This is a genomic window from Streptomyces paromomycinus (assembly GCF_003865155.1).
Lineage (GTDB): Bacteria > Actinomycetota > Actinomycetes > Streptomycetales > Streptomycetaceae > Streptomyces > Streptomyces chrestomyceticus.
Window position 1 is genome coordinate 7,460,719 of record NZ_BHZD01000001.1, and the last position, 14,634, is coordinate 7,475,352.

Consider the following 14,634-nt stretch of genomic DNA (forward strand, 5'->3'; position numbering starts at 1 on the left):
GTGCCGGCAGGAGCGGGGGCGAAAAGGTACCGGCTCCCGCCGCTTCAGGAACCGGAAAAGGCGGACTCGCGCGACAAAAAGTACGGCCTCCTCCGGGTGGGGGAGCGGGGCGGCCCTGTGCGGTGTGTAGATCTTCCGGGCCTGGGGCCGGGGGTGCGAGGTGGCTCGCCGACTCTCGTCGGGGCAGGCAAAATGGCAGGTCAGTCGGGGTGTCGGCACACTCGTACGAGGTCCGGACCGATGCGGCAATTAGGTGACCCTAAGTGATCGAGACCACCGGTCCGTGATCCTGCCGAGGGTTGTCTCGGCCTGAGGAATTACGCAACAATGGCGTTGTGAAATACGCGAGCGAGGAACAGGAAGGCACCGCGGCCCGCCCGGCCGGCGGGCCGGACCGTCCTGCGCCCGCGCGGACGACGCGGTCCGCCTCCGGCGCCGCGCCGCACCACGACGAGCAGCAGGGCACGCGCAACCGCGTCGCGCGTTCGATCCTCGACCACGGTCCGTCCACCGCGGCCGAGCTGGCCCTCAGGCTGGAGCTGACCCAGGCGGCCGTCCGCCGCCATCTCGACACCCTCGTCGCGGAGAACGTGGTCGAGCCCCGCGAGAAGCGCGTCTACGGCGCGCGCACCCGCGGCCGCCCGGCCAAGGTCTTCGCGCTCACCGACTGCGGCCGGGACGCCTTCGACCAGTCCTACGACCAGCTAGCCGCCGACGCGCTGCGCTGGATCGCGGAGAGCGCGGGCGGCGGCGAGCTGGGCGAGGCCGCGATCGCGGCGTTCGCCCGCGCCCGCTTCGCCGCGCTGGCCGAGGGCTACCGCGCGAGCGTGGAGTCCGCGTCCCCCGAAGGACGTACGCAGGCACTTGCCGAGGCGTTGACCGCGGACGGGTACGCTGCTACGGCACGCAGCGCGCCCAGTCATCAGCTAGGTGAGCAGCTCTGCCAGCACCACTGCCCGGTCGCCCACGTCGCCGAGCAGTTCCCGCAGCTGTGCGAGGCGGAGACCGAGGTCTTCTCCCGCCTGCTGGGGACCCACGTGCAACGTCTTGCCACCATCGCCCACGGCGACGGTGTCTGCACGACCTTCGTCCCGAAGGGCCGCGAGGCCGCCGGCAAGACCGCCCACCGCACCACCAAGACCACCAATGCTTCTGCAAGCACGGCCGGGAGGAACCCCGCATGACTCTCCCCACGGAGACTGCTCACCCTGAGCTTGAGGGCCTGGGCACGTACGAATACGGCTGGGCCGACTCCGACGTGGCCGGCGCTTCCGCCAAGCGCGGCCTGTCCGAGGAGGTCGTCCGCGACATCTCGGGCAAGAAGAACGAGCCCGAGTGGATGCTCAAGCTCCGCCTCAAGGGCCTGAAGCTCTTCGACAAGAAGCCCATGCCGAACTGGGGCTCGGACCTGTCGGGCATCGACTTCGACAACATCAAGTACTTCGTGCGTTCCACGGAGCAGCAGGCCGCCTCCTGGGAGGACCTGCCCGAGGACATCAAGAACACCTACGACAAGCTGGGCATCCCCGAGGCGGAGAAGCAGCGGCTGGTCGCGGGTGTCGCCGCGCAGTACGAGTCCGAGGTGGTCTACCACCAGATCCGCGAGGACCTGGAGCAGCAGGGCGTCCTGTTCCTGGACACCGACACCGCGCTCAAGGAGCACCCGGAGCTCTTCAAGGAGTACTTCGGCACGGTGATCCCGGCCGGCGACAACAAGTTCGCCTCGCTGAACACCGCGGTCTGGTCCGGCGGCTCGTTCATCTACGTCCCCAAGGGCGTGCACGTGGACATCCCGCTCCAGGCGTACTTCCGCATCAACACCGAGAACATGGGTCAGTTCGAGCGGACGCTGATCATCGTCGACGAGGACGCCTACGTCCACTACGTCGAGGGCTGCACGGCCCCGATCTACAAGTCCGACTCGCTGCACTCCGCGGTCGTCGAGATCATCGTGAAGAAGGGCGGCCGCTGCCGCTACACGACGATCCAGAACTGGTCGAACAACGTCTACAACCTGGTCACCAAGCGCGCCGTCGCCTACGAGGGCGCGACCATGGAGTGGGTCGACGGCAACATCGGCTCCAAGGTGACGATGAAGTACCCGGCCGTCTACCTGATGGGCGAGCACGCCAAGGGCGAGACCCTGTCCATCGCCTTCGCGGGCGAGGGCCAGCACCAGGACGCGGGCGCCAAGATGGTCCACATGGCTCCCCGTACGTCCTCCAACATCGTCTCGAAGTCGGTGGCGCGCGGCGGTGGCCGTACGTCCTACCGCGGTCTGATCGAGATCGGCGAGGGCGCCGAGGGCTCCAAGTCCAACGTCCTGTGCGACGCCCTGCTCGTCGACACGATCTCCCGCTCGGACACCTACCCGTACGTGGACGTCCGCGAGGACGACGTCACCATGGGCCACGAGGCGACCGTCTCCAAGGTCAGCGACGACCAGCTCTTCTACCTGATGGCGCGCGGCCTGTCCGAGGACGAGGCGATGGCGATGATCGTGCGCGGCTTCGTCGAGCCGATCGCCCGCGAGCTGCCCATGGAGTACGCGCTGGAGCTGAACCGGCTGATCGAGCTGCAGATGGAAGGCGCGGTCGGCTGACGCCCCTCGCCCACGCAGCGACTGATTCTCAACGAGGAAGAGAGCACGACGACAGCCATGGCTGAGGCTTCGACAATCCCGGCGGGGTCCACGACCACCGGTTCGATCGCGGTGGCCGCCGAGTCCACCGTCGCCACCCGGATGAGCGCCCCGCCGTCCTACGACGTGGCGGACTTCCCGGTGCCGCACGGCCGCGAGGAGGAGTGGCGCTTCACCCCCCTCGCGCGCCTGAAGGGCCTGCACGACGGCACCGCCGTCGCGTCCGGCGCCGACCTGAAGATCGACATCACGGCGCCCGAGGGCGTCACCCACGAGCTCGTCGAGCGCGACGACCCGCGGGTCGGCAAGGCCGGCAAGCCCGTCGACCGGATCGCCGCCCAGGCGTACAGCTCCTTCGAGAAGGCGTCCGTCATCACGGTGCCCAAGGAGACGGTGCTCACCGAGCCGATCCGCATCGCGGTGCACGGCGAGGGCGGCACGGCCTTCGGCCACCAGGTGATCGAGCTGGGCGCGTTCGCCGAGGCCGTCGTCGTCATCGACCACACCGGCGACGCGACGCTCGCCGCCAACGTCGACTACCTGATCGGCGACGGCGCCAAGCTGACCGTCGTCTCCGTGCAGGACTGGGACGACACCGCCGTCCACGTCGGCCAGCACAACGCGCTGGTCGGCCGGGACGCCGGCTTCAAGTCCGTGGTCGTCACCTTCGGCGGCGACGTGGTCCGGCTGCACCCGCGCGTGACCTACGCGGCCCCCGGCGGCGAGGCCGAGTTCTACGGCCTGTACTTCACCGACAACGGCCAGCACCAGGAGCACCGCCTCTTCGTCGACCACGAGGCGGCCAACTGCCGCTCCAACGTCGTCTACAAGGGCGCCCTCCAGGGCCAGGACGCGCACGCCGTCTGGATCGGCGACGTGCTCATCCGGGCCGCCGCCACCGGCACGGACACCTACGAGCTCAACCGCAACCTCGTGCTGACCGACGGCGCGCGGGTCGACTCGGTGCCCAACCTGGAGATCGAGACCGGCGAGATCGTCGGCGCCGGCCACGCCTCGGCGACCGGCCGCTTCGACGACGAGCAGCTGTTCTACCTGATGGCCCGCGGCATCCCGGCCGACGAGGCCCGCCGGCTGGTCGTCCGCGGCTTCTTCACCGAACTCGTCCAGCAGATCGGCCTGCCGGACGTCGAGGAGCGCCTGATCGCCAAGATCGAGGCCGAGCTGGAAGCATCCGTGGCATGAGCCCGGCCTACGTACGCGCCTGCGGGCTGGCCGAGCTGGAGGAGGACAGCCCCAAGCGCGTCGAGATCGACGGCGTGCCGGTCTCCCTCGTCCGTACCGAGGGGGAGGTGTTCGCGATCAACGACATCTGCTCGCACGCGAACGTCTCCCTGTCCGAGGGCGAGGTGGACGACTGCGCGATCGAGTGCTGGCTGCACGGCTCCAGCTTCGACCTGCGCACCGGCAAGCCGTCCGGGCTCCCCGCCACGCAGCCCGTCCCCGTATACCCCGTAAAGATCGAAGGAGAGGGCGCGGACGCTTCCGTGCTCGTCTCCGTCACCCAGGAGTCCTGAGTCCCCATGGCAACGCTTGAGATCCACGACCTGCACGTCTCCGTCGAAGCCGAGAACGGCTCGCGCGAGATCCTGAAGGGCGTCGACCTGACCGTGAAGCAGGGCGAGACGCACGCCATCATGGGCCCCAACGGCTCCGGCAAGTCCACCCTCGCCTACTCGCTGGCGGGTCACCCCAAGTACACGATCACCGGCGGCACCGTCACCCTCGACGGCGAGGACGTCCTGGAGATGTCCGTCGACGAGCGCGCCCGCGCCGGCGTCTTCCTCGCCATGCAGTACCCGGTCGAGGTCCCCGGCGTCTCGGTCTCCAACTTCCTGCGTACCTCCGCCACCGCCATCCGCGGCGAGGCCCCCAAGCTGCGTACGTGGGTCAAGGAGGTCAAGGAGGCCATGGAGCGGCTGTCCATGGACCCGGCCTTCGCCGAGCGCAACGTCAACGAGGGCTTCTCCGGCGGTGAGAAGAAGCGCCACGAGATCCTCCAGCTGGAGCTGCTCAAGCCGAAGATCGCGATCCTCGACGAGACCGACTCCGGCCTGGACGTCGACGCGCTGCGCGTCGTCTCCGAGGGCGTCAACCGCGTCCGCGAGTCCGGTGACGTGGGCACCCTGCTGATCACCCACTACACCCGGATTCTCCGCTACATCAAGCCCGACCACGTGCATGTCTTCGCCAACGGCCGGATCGCCGAGTCCGGCGGCCCGGAGCTGGCGGACAAGCTGGAGGCCGAGGGCTACGAGGAGTACGTGAAGGGTGGCGCAACCGCGTGACAAAGCTGCCGGGCCTCCTCGACACAGAGGCGATCCGCAAGGACTTCCCCATCCTGGACCGACAGATCCATGACGGGAAGAAGGTCGTGTACCTGGACAACGCGGCCACCTCCCAGAAGCCCCGCCAGGTGCTCGACGCGCTGAACGGGTACTACGAGCGCTACAACGCCAACGTCCACCGCGGCGTGCATGTGCTCGCCGAGGAGGCCACGGCGCTGTACGAGGGAGCGCGCGACAAGGTCGCCGCCTTCGTCAACGCGCCCAGCCGCGACGAGGTGATCTTCACCAAGAACGCCTCGGAGTCGCTGAACCTCGTGGCCAACATGCTCGGCTGGGCGGACGAGCCGTACCGGGTCGACCACGACACCGAGATCGTCATCACCGAGATGGAGCACCACTCCAACATCGTGCCGTGGCAGCTGCTCTCGCAGCGCACCGGCGCGAAGCTGAAGTGGTTCGGGCTGACCGACGACGGCCGGCTCGACCTGGACACGATCGACGAGGTCATCACCGACCGTACGAAGATCGTCTCCTTCACGCTCGTCTCCAACCTGCTGGGCACCGTCAACCCGGTCGAGGCGATCATCCGCCGCGCCCAGGAGGTCGGCGCGCTGGTCTGCATCGACGCCTCGCAGGCCGCCCCGCACATGGTGCTGGACGTGCAGGCCCTCCAGGCCGACTTCGTGGCCTTCACCGGCCACAAGATGTGCGGCCCGACCGGCATCGGTGTCCTGTGGGGCCGCCAGGAACTCCTGGAGGACCTGCCTCCGTTCCTCGGCGGCGGCGAGATGATCGAGACGGTCTCGATGCACTCCTCGACCTACGCCCCCGCGCCGCACAAGTTCGAGGCGGGCACGCCCCCGATCGCGCAGGCCGTCGGCCTCGGCGCGGCCGTGGACTACCTCTCCTCGATCGGCATGGAGAACATCGCCGCGCACGAGCACGCCATGACGGAGTACGCCGTCCGGCGGCTGCTGGAGGTCCCGGACCTGCGCATCATCGGCCCCGCAACGGCCGAGGACCGCGGCGCGACGATCTCCTTCACGCTCGGTGACATCCACCCGCACGACGTGGGCCAGGTGCTGGACGAGCAGGGCATCGCGGTCCGGGTCGGCCACCACTGCGCGCGGCCGGTCTGCCTGCGGTACGGAATTCCCGCGACCACGCGAGCGTCTTTCTACCTGTACTCCACTCCGGCCGAGGTCGACGCCCTCGTCGAGGGGCTGGAGCACGTCCGCAACTTCTTCGGATGAGGACGAGGACTGACTGAGCCGTGAAGCTGGATTCCATGTACCAGGACGTCATCCTGGACCACTACAAGCACCCGCACGGGCGCGGTCTTCGGGACGGCGACGCCGAGGTGCACCACGTCAACCCGACCTGCGGTGACGAGATCACCCTGCGCGTACGGCTCAACGGTGCGACCGTGGAAGACGTGTCGTACGAGGGCCAGGGCTGCTCCATCAGCCAGGCCAGCGCGTCCGTGCTCAACGACCTGCTGGTCGGCAAGGAGCTGGGCGAGGCGCAGAAGATCCAGGAGACCTTCCTGGAACTGATGCAGTCCCGCGGCCAGCTGGAGCCGGACGACGCGATGGAGGAGGTGCTGGAGGACGCCGTGGCGTTCGCCGGCGTCTCGAAGTACCCGGCCCGCGTCAAGTGCGCCCTGCTGAGCTGGATGGCTTGGAAGGACGCCACCGCCAAGGCCCTCTCCGAGGAGGCGAAAACCGCATGACCGACAACGCAGTGACCACCAAGCCGGCCTCGGAGGAAGAGGTCCGCGAGGCCCTCTACGACGTCGTCGACCCCGAGCTGGGCATCGACGTCGTCAACCTGGGCCTGATCTACGGCATCCACGTCGACGACGCCAACATCGCCACCATCGACATGACGCTCACCTCGGCGGCCTGCCCGCTGACCGACGTCATCGAGGACCAGGCGAAGTCCGCCACGGACGGCATCGTCAGCGAACTGAAGATCAACTGGGTCTGGATGCCGCCGTGGGGCCCGGACAAGATCACCGACGAGGGACGTGAGCAGCTCCGGGCACTGGGGTTCAACGTCTGATCGGACGCGATCATTTTGCGGCTGTGCCCGCCGGAGAAACTCCGGCGGGCACAGCCGTTTTCGCGTTTGCGCGTCTACTTCCGCGCTGCCCGGAAGACCTCGGTCATCTGAACCGCCGTGACGATGTTGATACGCCCGGTCTCGATGAGGTGCGCGGGCGCGCCCAGCCCGGCAACCGGGTGCGGGTCCAGCCGGAGACTGGGGAACTGGATGCCGACGGCACGGGCGGCTTCGCCGAGGTCGCACATGATTTCGCGGGCGGTTTCGGCGGGGGAGAGGTTCTCGTAATGGTGGGTCATGCGCTGTACCTCCGTAGGGGGTGGGGTAGTTGTTTTCGCTTACAGAGTGGAGCTCCGTGAGTACGCTCGCCAGCAGGCGAGGAGTGACAAAGCGTGGGTCACACAGAGGAGTTGTCCGCATGGTCGGTAAGCGCATCCCGAAGTCCCGTACGGCTTACGGAGAGGAGCTGAAAGCGCAGCGGGAGGCCGCCGGCCTCACCCAGGAAAAGCTGAGCGAGATGGTCATCATGTCCCGCACCCACATCGCTCACATCGAGGCGGGGCGCCGTCGGCCTTCATCGGACGATGCGCGGCGTCTGGACCAAGTGCTGGGTACGGGCGGCGTTCTCACCCGATTTCTGCCGACGCTGGACGGCAAGCTCATTGCCGATCATTTCGAGCAGGTGGCGCTGCTCGAACAGGAGGCCACGATGATCCGCGAGTATGCGGCCACATTGGTGCCCGGCCTGCTCCAGACCGATGCGTACGCGCGTGCGGTTTTTGGGGCATTCTTTCCGCCGAAGAGCAGCGAGCACTGTGACAACGTAATCGGCACTCGGCTGAAGCGCGCCAAAATTCTCGACACCCCGGACCCGCCCGTATTGTGGGAGCTCCTTGACGAAGCGGTGTTGCGCCGACCTGTCGGGGGCCCGGCTGTCATGGCAGCCCAACTGCGTCACATCGCGGAGTTGGGAGCGCGTGAGCGTGTTCGCCTCCACGTTCTCCCTTTCTCGGTCGGCGCGCACCCATTGATGGAAAGCGGCCTCATGCTTCTGTGCTTCGATGGCGAGCCGCCTCTCGCCTATGTGGAGGGGCTGTACACCGGCGCCCTGTACGACGATCCGGCAATGGTGCGCAACGGACAGACCGCCTACGCTCTCGCCCTGAGTGACGCCATGTCGCACGCGGACTCGCTGGCCTTGATCAAGACTGTTGCTGAGGAGTACGAAGATGAAGCGCGATAGCCACGTCATCTCGGACGCATCGGTGTTGAAGGAATGGCGCAAGTCCAGTTACAGCGGGGGCAGTGCGGCCAACTGCCTCGAAGTTGCGGGCGGGGCGGCCGGAATAGTTCCGGTACGAGACTCCAAAGCCCCCCACGGCCCGGCACTGGTCTTCTCTCACGACGCGTTCGCGGCTTTCGTCAGCGCCCTCAACCGCGGGGAGTTCTGCACCTGACCGCCCGTCCAACCCCCTGACACGGCCATGCCCACCAGGCACACTGGCGGGTATGGCCGTTTCTCTGTATCAGCTCTCCTTCGACGCGCACGACCTGAAGGGGCTCGCCACCTTCTGGGCCCAGGTGCTGGACTGGCGCATCATCTACGAGGACGAGGAAGAAGTGATCATCGCGGTGGACGAGAACGCGCTGCCGGGCATCGGGTTCCTCGCCGTCCCGGAGGCGAAGGCGGGGAAGAACCGGCTGCACATCGAGCTCTCGCCGGACGACCAGGCCGCCGAGGTCGAGCGGATCATCGGGCTCGGGGCGCGCCGGACGGATGTGGGGCAGGGCGACGACGTGTCGTGGGTGGTGCTGGCAGATCCCGAGGGGAACGAGTTCTGTGTGCTGAGGCCGAAGAAGTCGTTGCTGGACTGAGGGCGGCGGTGATCGCCGCGCGCCGTCGCGTACTCAGCGATGCGTACGGCCGTACGCAACGTTGTGTACGCTCGTACGCATGGTGTACGTGACGCTTGCCGCGGCGATCATCTCCGAGATCCTGGCGACGACCGCGATGAAGTACAGCGACGGCTTCAGCAAGCTGTGGCCTTCGCTGGGCACGGTGCTGGGGTACGTCGTCGCGTTCGCGCTGCTCGCCAAGACGCTGAAGACGATGGACGTCGGGACGGCGTACGCGATCTGGTCCGGGGCCGGGACGGCTGTCGTCGCGGCGATCGGGATGGTGTTTCTCGGGGAGGCGGCGACGGCCGCGCGGATCATCGGGGTGGTGCTGGTGATCGCGGGGGTCGTCGTGCTGAATCTGGGCGGGACGCACTGATGCCGCGCCGTTACGACCCGAACCGGCCGCAGCGGATCATCGACGCGGCGATCCGTGTGGTGGGGGAGCGGGGTATCGCCGGGCTCAGTCACCGTGCGGTGGCGGCCGAGGCGGACGTACCGCTGGGGTCGACCACATACCACTTCGCCTCGCTGGACGATCTGCTGACGGCGGCGTTGCGGCAGGTCAACGGGGAGTGGCTGGCCGGTGTCGAGGTGTGGGTGCGGGGCGTGGACCCCTCGGTCCCGCTCGCGGACGAGGTGACGCGGCTGGTCGAGGAGTGGCTGGGTGGCGGCGGAAGCGGAGAGGGAGGCGGGGTCAGGGGCGGCGACCGGGCTCGGGTGGAGCTGGAGTACGAGCTGTATCTCGCGGCGCTGCGGCACGCGGCGGTGCGGCCGCTTGCCGCCGAATGCCTCGACGCGATGGTCGAGCTGCTGGAGCGGCGGACCGGGGACAAAGGGACGGCGCGGGCGCTGGTCGGGCTGATCGACGGGTTGATGCTGCAACATCTGCTGACGGGGCGGGCCTTCGACCGGGGAGAGGTGCGGGACGCGGTGGCGAGGGTGATCGGCTGAGGCGGGGGCCGGTGGTTGCGGGTGCTTGCGGGTGGTTGCCGGTGCTTGCGGGTGGTTTCCGGTGGCCGCGCGGGGCGTGCTGGTCGTACGGGCCGCCCGGTTCGCCACCGCAGCCCCCCTCCGGTTAGGTTTTCGGCATGACCGATGCTGCTACCTCCTCCCGTACGACCGGCGCCGTCGCCGCCGGGCTCGCGACCGTCACCACCGACGGCACCGTCCTCGACACCTGGTTCCCCGCGCCCGAGCTGGTGGCCGACCCCGGCCCCGCCGGGACCGAGCGGCTGACCGACGAGCGGGCCGTCGAGCTGCTCGGCGAGGCCGCGCCGAAGGCGATCGGCCCGGACCCGCGCCGTGGTGTGGAGGTCGTGGCCGTCCGTACGGTCATCTCCTCGCTGGACGACAAGCCGCTGGACGCGCACGACGTGTACCTGCGCCTGCACCTGCTCAGCCACCGGCTGGTCAAGCCGCACGGCCAGAGCCTGGAGGGCATGTTCGGCCTGCTGGCCAACGTCGCCTGGACCTCGATCGGCCCGGTGCCCGTCGACCGGCTGGAGACCGCGCGCCTGAACGCCCGCGCCGAGGGCCTGCACCTCCAGGTCACCAGTGTCGACAAGTTCCCGCGCATGACGGACTACGTCATGCCGGCGGGCGTACGGATCGCCGACGCGGACCGCGTCCGGCTCGGCGCGCACCTCGCCGCCGGCACCACCGTCATGCACGAGGGCTTCGTCAACTTCAACGCGGGCACCCTCGGCACCTCGATGGTCGAGGGCCGCATCTCCGCGGGCGTCCTCATCGGCGACGGCTCGGACATCGGCGGCGGCGCCTCCACCATGGGCACCCTGTCCGGCGGCGGCAAGCAGATCATCTCGATCGGCGAGCGCTGCCTGCTCGGCGCGGAGTCCGGCATCGGCATCGCGCTGGGCGACGAGTGCGTGGTCGAGGCCGGCCTGTACGTGACCGCGGGCACCCGCGTCACCATGCCCGACGGCCAGATCGTCAAGGCCGCCGAGCTCTCCGGCGCCGACAACATCCTCTTCCGCCGCAACTCCACCACCGGCACCGTCGAGGCCCGCCCCAACAAGGCCAACTGGGGCGGCCTGAACGACGTGCTGCACAGCCACAACTGACCCCACCCCACGACGGCCGCTCCCCGCGGCCGTCCGAGTGCCCTTCCATGGTCCCAGGACGGCCCGGAAGGGCACTCGTGCGTCAGGGGGGATCGGGGGATCCGGGGGCTGCCCGGTGGTCCGCCCGGTGGTCCGCCAGGTCGTCGGCCCGGTGAAGCGGAAGGAGCGGCCTAGGATGAACAGCGTACGATCAACGCGGCTTGACGGTGCCGGACGGACAGTGCAACGGGGAGACGATGACCAGCCCGACCCAGGCCCCAAAACGGACAAAGGCCCATGAACCTCACCCCTACATCGGTGGACGCGATGCCGCGCTGAGCGCGCTCGCCGCGTGGCGGATGGAGTGGCCGGGCGCCCCTCGGGTCGTCATCCTGACCGGAAGCCCGGGCACCGGTTGTTCGCGGCTGCTCACGGGGTTCCTGATGCTCTGCGACCCGGAGCACCGCATGGGGCTCGAACTGGACGCGCTCGATCCGGCGACCGTGCCTCCGGACCTGCCTGCGCCCGCGGTGCCGAGCGTCGCCGGGCTGACGGCGGCGCAGACCCTGTGGCTGCTCGCCGATCACTACGGGCTGGCCGCGCGCCGCACCGCCGACATCGTTCCCGAACTCGGTCAACTCCGGTCGTCCGGGCAGCCGGTGACGATCGTGGTGCCGGATGTGGACCGAGCCGGTCCGGTACGGGGGACGGGTGAGCCCGCGCGCGTGGTGCGGGACGTGCTGAAGCCCCTCGCCGCCCTCGATTCCGTACGGCTGCTCGCCGACGTACCCCGGGAGCTCGCCGCCGGGCTCGCCGAGAGCCTGCCGCCCGGCGTGGCCCAGATCATCGACCTCGACGCACCCGAGTGGGCCGACCCCGAAGGGCTGGTGCTTCAGGCCGAGACGCTGCTCGATCCGCATTTCGGCGCCCCGGAACTGCCCTTCACGACCGAGCCTGACGCTCGGCGCGCGCTCGCCGAGGCGATCGCCCGGCGCGCGGGAGTCGGCGCGGGCAGCCGCCTCACCGTGCAGCTCGCCGTGCAGTCGATCCTGATGCACCCGGAGGGGTTCGACCCGGCGGATACGGACCAACTGCCCGGCAGCGTCGACGAAGCGCTCGATCTGCACGCCCGGCGACTCGGCTCGCACCCCCGCACCCTGCGGCAGATCCTCGCGCCCCTCGCCCTTGCCGAGGGCGACGGCCTGCCCGTGCCCCTGCTGACCCCGCTCGCCTCCGCGGTCGCCGAACGGGACATGAGCGAGGACATGGCGCGGGGCATGCTGCTCGCCGCCCCCTTCATCCGGCCCGTCGGGAGGGCCGGCGAAGACGTCCCCGAGGACGAGCGGACCCTCCTCGGATTGCAGCACCCGGGCATCGGCGAGGCTGTTCGGGCGGGCATTACGGATGTTCCGGGCGCTCAGGCGCGTATCGCCATCGAGTTGCTGGAGGCCGTACCCGACCAGGACTGGGCGAAGGCAGGGGCGTACGTCCGCGATCACATCGCGGGACACACCCTGGAGGCCGGTCTGCTTCCCCGGCTCCTCACCGACCCCGGCCTGTTCGCCCACGCCGATCCGGTGCGGCTGCGCGCCGCGGTGGAGGCCGTACCGCCGGAGCAGTTGGACGCGCCGGCGCGCACCTATCTGCGTACGGCCCCGCTGTTCACCCGTACCCAGGCACCCGCCACTCTTCGGGCGGCGCTGCTGGAGACCGCGTTCGTCGAAGACGGACTGCCGGAGTACGCGGCGGTGCTGCGCCGCATCGTGCCCGAGCTTCCCTGGCACACGCTGTGGAGCGTACGGGTCGCCGGGGCTGATGCCGTGACCGTCGGCACATTGCTCCCATCCGTGGCCCCGGCCCCGCCCGCGGCCGTGTCGGACGGCGCCGCGCAGGCGGTCGCCGTGAGCGTGGTGCCGTACGGCACCACGGGGGCGAGCCCGTTGCAGGCCGACGATCCCACGGCCCCCGCCGTGCTGGTGCAGGACCTCGCCACCGGCGCCGTCATCGATGCCGACCCGGCCCGGATCCAGCGCCCTTCGGACGACGAGCGCGCCACCGGGCCACTCGGGCTCAGCCGCGGCGCCGACTATGTACGCGTCTGGCGTCGTGGCGAGCAGCAGGGTGACGAGCAGCAGGGTGACGAGCAGATCGTCACGGTCCTGATCTCCGCCACGCCCTTCACGGGAACCGATCTCTCTCCCGACGGCATCCTCCTCGTCGCCACGGAAAGCGGTGTCAAGGCGCTGCGGATCCGCCCGGCGCAGCCCGGTGCTCATCCGACCCCCTGACCGGCCCCGTCCGCCCGAAGATTTCGAAGGGAGTTCCCGTGATCAGCCAGGAGCAGGCGCTCGCGACCGCCGAGGGGTGGCTCAACCCCGAGGGACAGGAGCGCCGCGAGGTGCGGATGCAGGAGTTCGATCTGGGCTGGGCGGTGTGGGCCGCGGCCCCGCCGGCCGAGCGTGACCCGGTCACGGGCAAGCGCCGGCCGCCGGCCACGATCGGGCACTCCTGCGGCGTGGTCGACCGCCGCACCGGCGAGCTGAGCACTTGGCCGTCCGTGCCGGTCGAGGAGGTCGTACGGATGTACCAGCAGAAGCACGGCGGCGGCCAGGAGGCCGCGCCGCCCGCGCAGCCGCCGGTCACCGGCCCCGGCAACACCACGGTCGTCACCTACGTCGACCCGCGCACCGGAGAGGAGCAGAGCCTCTCCATGAACTCCGCCCCCGGCCTGCCGCACTCCGAGTTCCAGGCCCTGGCGGAGATCCAGGACCTCGACGTCCCCGCGGAGAACGTGGTCGCGATCCACACCGACCTCAGCTCCAGCCTGCTCCCCGGCGGGTACCCGGGCCGGCTGATCAGCCGTGCCTACCCCGGCGTCCGGTTCTCCTGCGTGCAGGAGTACGGTCTGCGGCGCGAGGAGCGCGCCGAGGCGGTCGCCGGGCTGCTCCAGCACGTCGAGATGATGCACCGGATCGCGGGACAGCAGCCGCCGCCGCGGCCGCACCGCGTGCCGGTACGCACCGATGTCGAGCCGGCCGAGCCGCTCCGCGACGTCGCCCTGGGCCGCGAGCTGGCGGAGGCCTTCGGCGCTGACGAGGTACATCGTTACGACGCCGATGACGTGGCGGGCGCCCCGCTCCCCGAGGCCGCCAAGGCCACGCTGATATGGGCCGGGCTTCCGGCCGACGTTCCGTTCTTCTTCACGGCGGACAGCCCGGAGGCGGAGGTTCCGGGCGGCTTGTTCGGCAATGCCGCAGCGTATCTGCGCCGGGTCGGCACCCAGGCGAGCGACGATTCCCTGGCGTTCCTGGAGGGGCACGTCAGGATCGGCACCGACGGGGTCGCGCTGATCACCGTCCAGTGCACGGGGTCGGACCTGGAAGGTGAGCCGGTCGGCCAGCTCTGGGCCGTCACTCCGGAGAACGGCGCGGGCCGCCGCGTCAACGTCTCGGTGGCCGCTTTCGTCCGCTCCCTCGTGCTTCTGGAGACCACCCGCGAGCGGATGATCGGGCTCGATCCGGGCATGGCGGGCCGGGCCGTCGCCGACTTCCAGGATCAGCTCTTCGCCATCGACGCATCGGCCCTGGACGACCCGAGGAACTGGTGGTCGGTGATCGTCGAGCAGATGTGGCACGGGCTGTTCTGATCTGCCCCGATCGCCGTG

17 protein-coding genes are annotated in these 14,634 nt (G+C 69.6%); 16 read left to right on the forward strand and 1 reads right to left on the reverse strand.

Annotation, left to right across the window (positions count from 1 at the left end; translation table 11 throughout):
• The first annotated feature begins 335 nt into the window (after positions 1-335).
• Genes OEIGOIKO_RS32070 through OEIGOIKO_RS32105 form a run of 8 tightly spaced genes read left to right on the forward strand, consistent with a single transcriptional unit; the run spans position 336 to position 7,011 of the window.
• A complete protein-coding gene (locus tag OEIGOIKO_RS32070; protein WP_125056969.1) occupies positions 336-1,184 on the forward strand; it encodes a helix-turn-helix transcriptional regulator in 849 nt (282 codons plus the stop codon).
• Positions 1,181-2,602 carry a Fe-S cluster assembly protein SufB gene (gene sufB / locus OEIGOIKO_RS32075; RefSeq protein WP_031007078.1) on the forward strand — a complete coding sequence of 474 codons (1,422 nt, stop codon included), beginning with the start codon at positions 1,181-1,183 and terminating at the stop codon, positions 2,600-2,602. Before OEIGOIKO_RS32070 ends, sufB begins: the two co-directional genes overlap by 4 nt.
• Before the next feature lie 57 nt (positions 2,603-2,659).
• Positions 2,660-3,844 (forward strand): Fe-S cluster assembly protein SufD, encoded by a 1,185-nt coding sequence (sufD, locus tag OEIGOIKO_RS32080; protein WP_125056970.1) that lies wholly within the window; start codon positions 2,660-2,662, stop codon positions 3,842-3,844.
• On the forward strand, positions 3,841-4,176 hold the full coding sequence (locus OEIGOIKO_RS32085) for a non-heme iron oxygenase ferredoxin subunit (protein ID WP_125056971.1): 336 nt from the start codon (positions 3,841-3,843) through the stop codon (positions 4,174-4,176). Before sufD ends, OEIGOIKO_RS32085 begins: the two co-directional genes overlap by 4 nt.
• 6 nt (positions 4,177-4,182) lie before the next feature.
• Complete coding sequence (gene sufC, locus OEIGOIKO_RS32090; RefSeq protein WP_030021262.1) at positions 4,183-4,947, forward strand: Fe-S cluster assembly ATPase SufC; 765 nt, start codon at positions 4,183-4,185, stop codon at positions 4,945-4,947.
• Positions 4,944-6,200: a cysteine desulfurase gene (locus tag OEIGOIKO_RS32095; protein WP_125056972.1), complete on the forward strand. Its 1,257-nt coding sequence runs from the start codon at positions 4,944-4,946 to the stop codon at positions 6,198-6,200. Before sufC ends, OEIGOIKO_RS32095 begins: the two co-directional genes overlap by 4 nt.
• A gap of 20 nt (positions 6,201-6,220) precedes the next feature.
• Positions 6,221-6,679 (forward strand): Fe-S cluster assembly sulfur transfer protein SufU, encoded by a 459-nt coding sequence (gene sufU / locus OEIGOIKO_RS32100; RefSeq protein ID WP_003983960.1) that lies wholly within the window; start codon positions 6,221-6,223, stop codon positions 6,677-6,679.
• The gene (locus tag OEIGOIKO_RS32105; RefSeq protein WP_125047785.1) at positions 6,676-7,011 is read left to right on the forward strand and encodes a metal-sulfur cluster assembly factor; all 336 of its coding nucleotides are present in this window, start codon (positions 6,676-6,678) and stop codon (positions 7,009-7,011) included. Before sufU ends, OEIGOIKO_RS32105 begins: the two co-directional genes overlap by 4 nt.
• 74 nt (positions 7,012-7,085) lie before the next feature.
• On the opposite strand, the gene OEIGOIKO_RS32110 is transcribed toward OEIGOIKO_RS32105, so the two are convergent.
• Positions 7,086-7,310 (reverse strand): hypothetical protein, encoded by a 225-nt coding sequence (locus tag OEIGOIKO_RS32110; RefSeq protein ID WP_125056973.1) that lies wholly within the window; start codon positions 7,308-7,310, stop codon positions 7,086-7,088.
• A 119-nt stretch (positions 7,311-7,429) separates the two neighbouring features.
• On the opposite strand from OEIGOIKO_RS32110, the gene OEIGOIKO_RS32115 reads away from it, so the two are divergent.
• From OEIGOIKO_RS32115 to OEIGOIKO_RS32150, 8 genes are all read left to right on the forward strand, one after another.
• Entirely contained in the window at positions 7,430-8,254 is an 825-nt protein-coding gene (locus OEIGOIKO_RS32115; protein WP_125056974.1) for a helix-turn-helix domain-containing protein, read from the forward strand.
• On the forward strand, positions 8,241-8,468 hold the full coding sequence (locus OEIGOIKO_RS32120) for a DUF397 domain-containing protein (RefSeq protein ID WP_125056975.1): 228 nt from the start codon (positions 8,241-8,243) through the stop codon (positions 8,466-8,468). Before OEIGOIKO_RS32115 ends, OEIGOIKO_RS32120 begins: the two co-directional genes overlap by 14 nt.
• A gap of 52 nt (positions 8,469-8,520) precedes the next feature.
• The gene (locus OEIGOIKO_RS32125) at positions 8,521-8,886 is read left to right on the forward strand and encodes a VOC family protein (protein ID WP_125056976.1); all 366 of its coding nucleotides are present in this window, start codon (positions 8,521-8,523) and stop codon (positions 8,884-8,886) included.
• 79 nt (positions 8,887-8,965) lie between these two features.
• Positions 8,966-9,286 carry a DMT family transporter gene (locus OEIGOIKO_RS32130; RefSeq protein ID WP_125056977.1) on the forward strand — a complete coding sequence of 107 codons (321 nt, stop codon included), beginning with the start codon at positions 8,966-8,968 and terminating at the stop codon, positions 9,284-9,286.
• Positions 9,286-9,861, forward strand: a complete 576-nt coding sequence (locus tag OEIGOIKO_RS32135; protein ID WP_125056978.1) for a TetR/AcrR family transcriptional regulator — start codon at positions 9,286-9,288, stop codon at positions 9,859-9,861. The genes OEIGOIKO_RS32130 and OEIGOIKO_RS32135 overlap by 1 nt, the downstream gene beginning before the upstream one ends.
• A 137-nt stretch (positions 9,862-9,998) precedes the next feature.
• Positions 9,999-10,991: a 2,3,4,5-tetrahydropyridine-2,6-dicarboxylate N-succinyltransferase gene (dapD, locus tag OEIGOIKO_RS32140; RefSeq protein WP_125056979.1), complete on the forward strand. Its 993-nt coding sequence runs from the start codon at positions 9,999-10,001 to the stop codon at positions 10,989-10,991.
• Positions 10,992-11,227: 236 nt separating this feature from the next.
• Positions 11,228-13,258, forward strand: coding sequence for an ATP-binding protein (locus OEIGOIKO_RS32145; protein WP_125056980.1), 2,031 nt, complete (start codon positions 11,228-11,230; stop codon positions 13,256-13,258).
• 38 nt (positions 13,259-13,296) lie between these two features.
• Positions 13,297-14,616: an SUKH-4 family immunity protein gene (locus OEIGOIKO_RS32150; protein ID WP_125056981.1), complete on the forward strand. Its 1,320-nt coding sequence runs from the start codon at positions 13,297-13,299 to the stop codon at positions 14,614-14,616.
• Positions 14,617-14,634 lie beyond the last annotated feature (18 nt).

Excerpts from the sequence above, each read along its gene's own strand:
- sufB (WP_031007078.1), top strand. The coding sequence starts at position 1,181 with ATGACTCTCCCCACGGAGACTGCTCACCCTGAGCTTGAGGGCCTGGGC.
- sufD (WP_125056970.1), top strand. The coding sequence starts at position 2,660 with ATGGCTGAGGCTTCGACAATCCCGGCGGGGTCCACGACCACCGGTTCG.
- OEIGOIKO_RS32085 (WP_125056971.1), top strand. The coding sequence starts at position 3,841 with ATGAGCCCGGCCTACGTACGCGCCTGCGGGCTGGCCGAGCTGGAGGAG.
- sufC (WP_030021262.1), top strand. The coding sequence starts at position 4,183 with ATGGCAACGCTTGAGATCCACGACCTGCACGTCTCCGTCGAAGCCGAG.
- OEIGOIKO_RS32105 (WP_125047785.1), top strand. The coding sequence starts at position 6,676 with ATGACCGACAACGCAGTGACCACCAAGCCGGCCTCGGAGGAAGAGGTC.
- OEIGOIKO_RS32110 (WP_125056973.1), bottom strand. The coding sequence starts at position 7,310 with ATGACCCACCATTACGAGAACCTCTCCCCCGCCGAAACCGCCCGCGAA.
- OEIGOIKO_RS32115 (WP_125056974.1), top strand. The coding sequence starts at position 7,430 with ATGGTCGGTAAGCGCATCCCGAAGTCCCGTACGGCTTACGGAGAGGAG.
- OEIGOIKO_RS32120 (WP_125056975.1), top strand. The coding sequence starts at position 8,241 with ATGAAGCGCGATAGCCACGTCATCTCGGACGCATCGGTGTTGAAGGAA.
- OEIGOIKO_RS32125 (WP_125056976.1), top strand. The coding sequence starts at position 8,521 with ATGGCCGTTTCTCTGTATCAGCTCTCCTTCGACGCGCACGACCTGAAG.
- OEIGOIKO_RS32130 (WP_125056977.1), top strand. The coding sequence starts at position 8,966 with ATGGTGTACGTGACGCTTGCCGCGGCGATCATCTCCGAGATCCTGGCG.
- OEIGOIKO_RS32135 (WP_125056978.1), top strand. The coding sequence starts at position 9,286 with ATGCCGCGCCGTTACGACCCGAACCGGCCGCAGCGGATCATCGACGCG.
- dapD (WP_125056979.1), top strand. The coding sequence starts at position 9,999 with ATGACCGATGCTGCTACCTCCTCCCGTACGACCGGCGCCGTCGCCGCC.
- OEIGOIKO_RS32145 (WP_125056980.1), top strand. The coding sequence starts at position 11,228 with ATGACCAGCCCGACCCAGGCCCCAAAACGGACAAAGGCCCATGAACCT.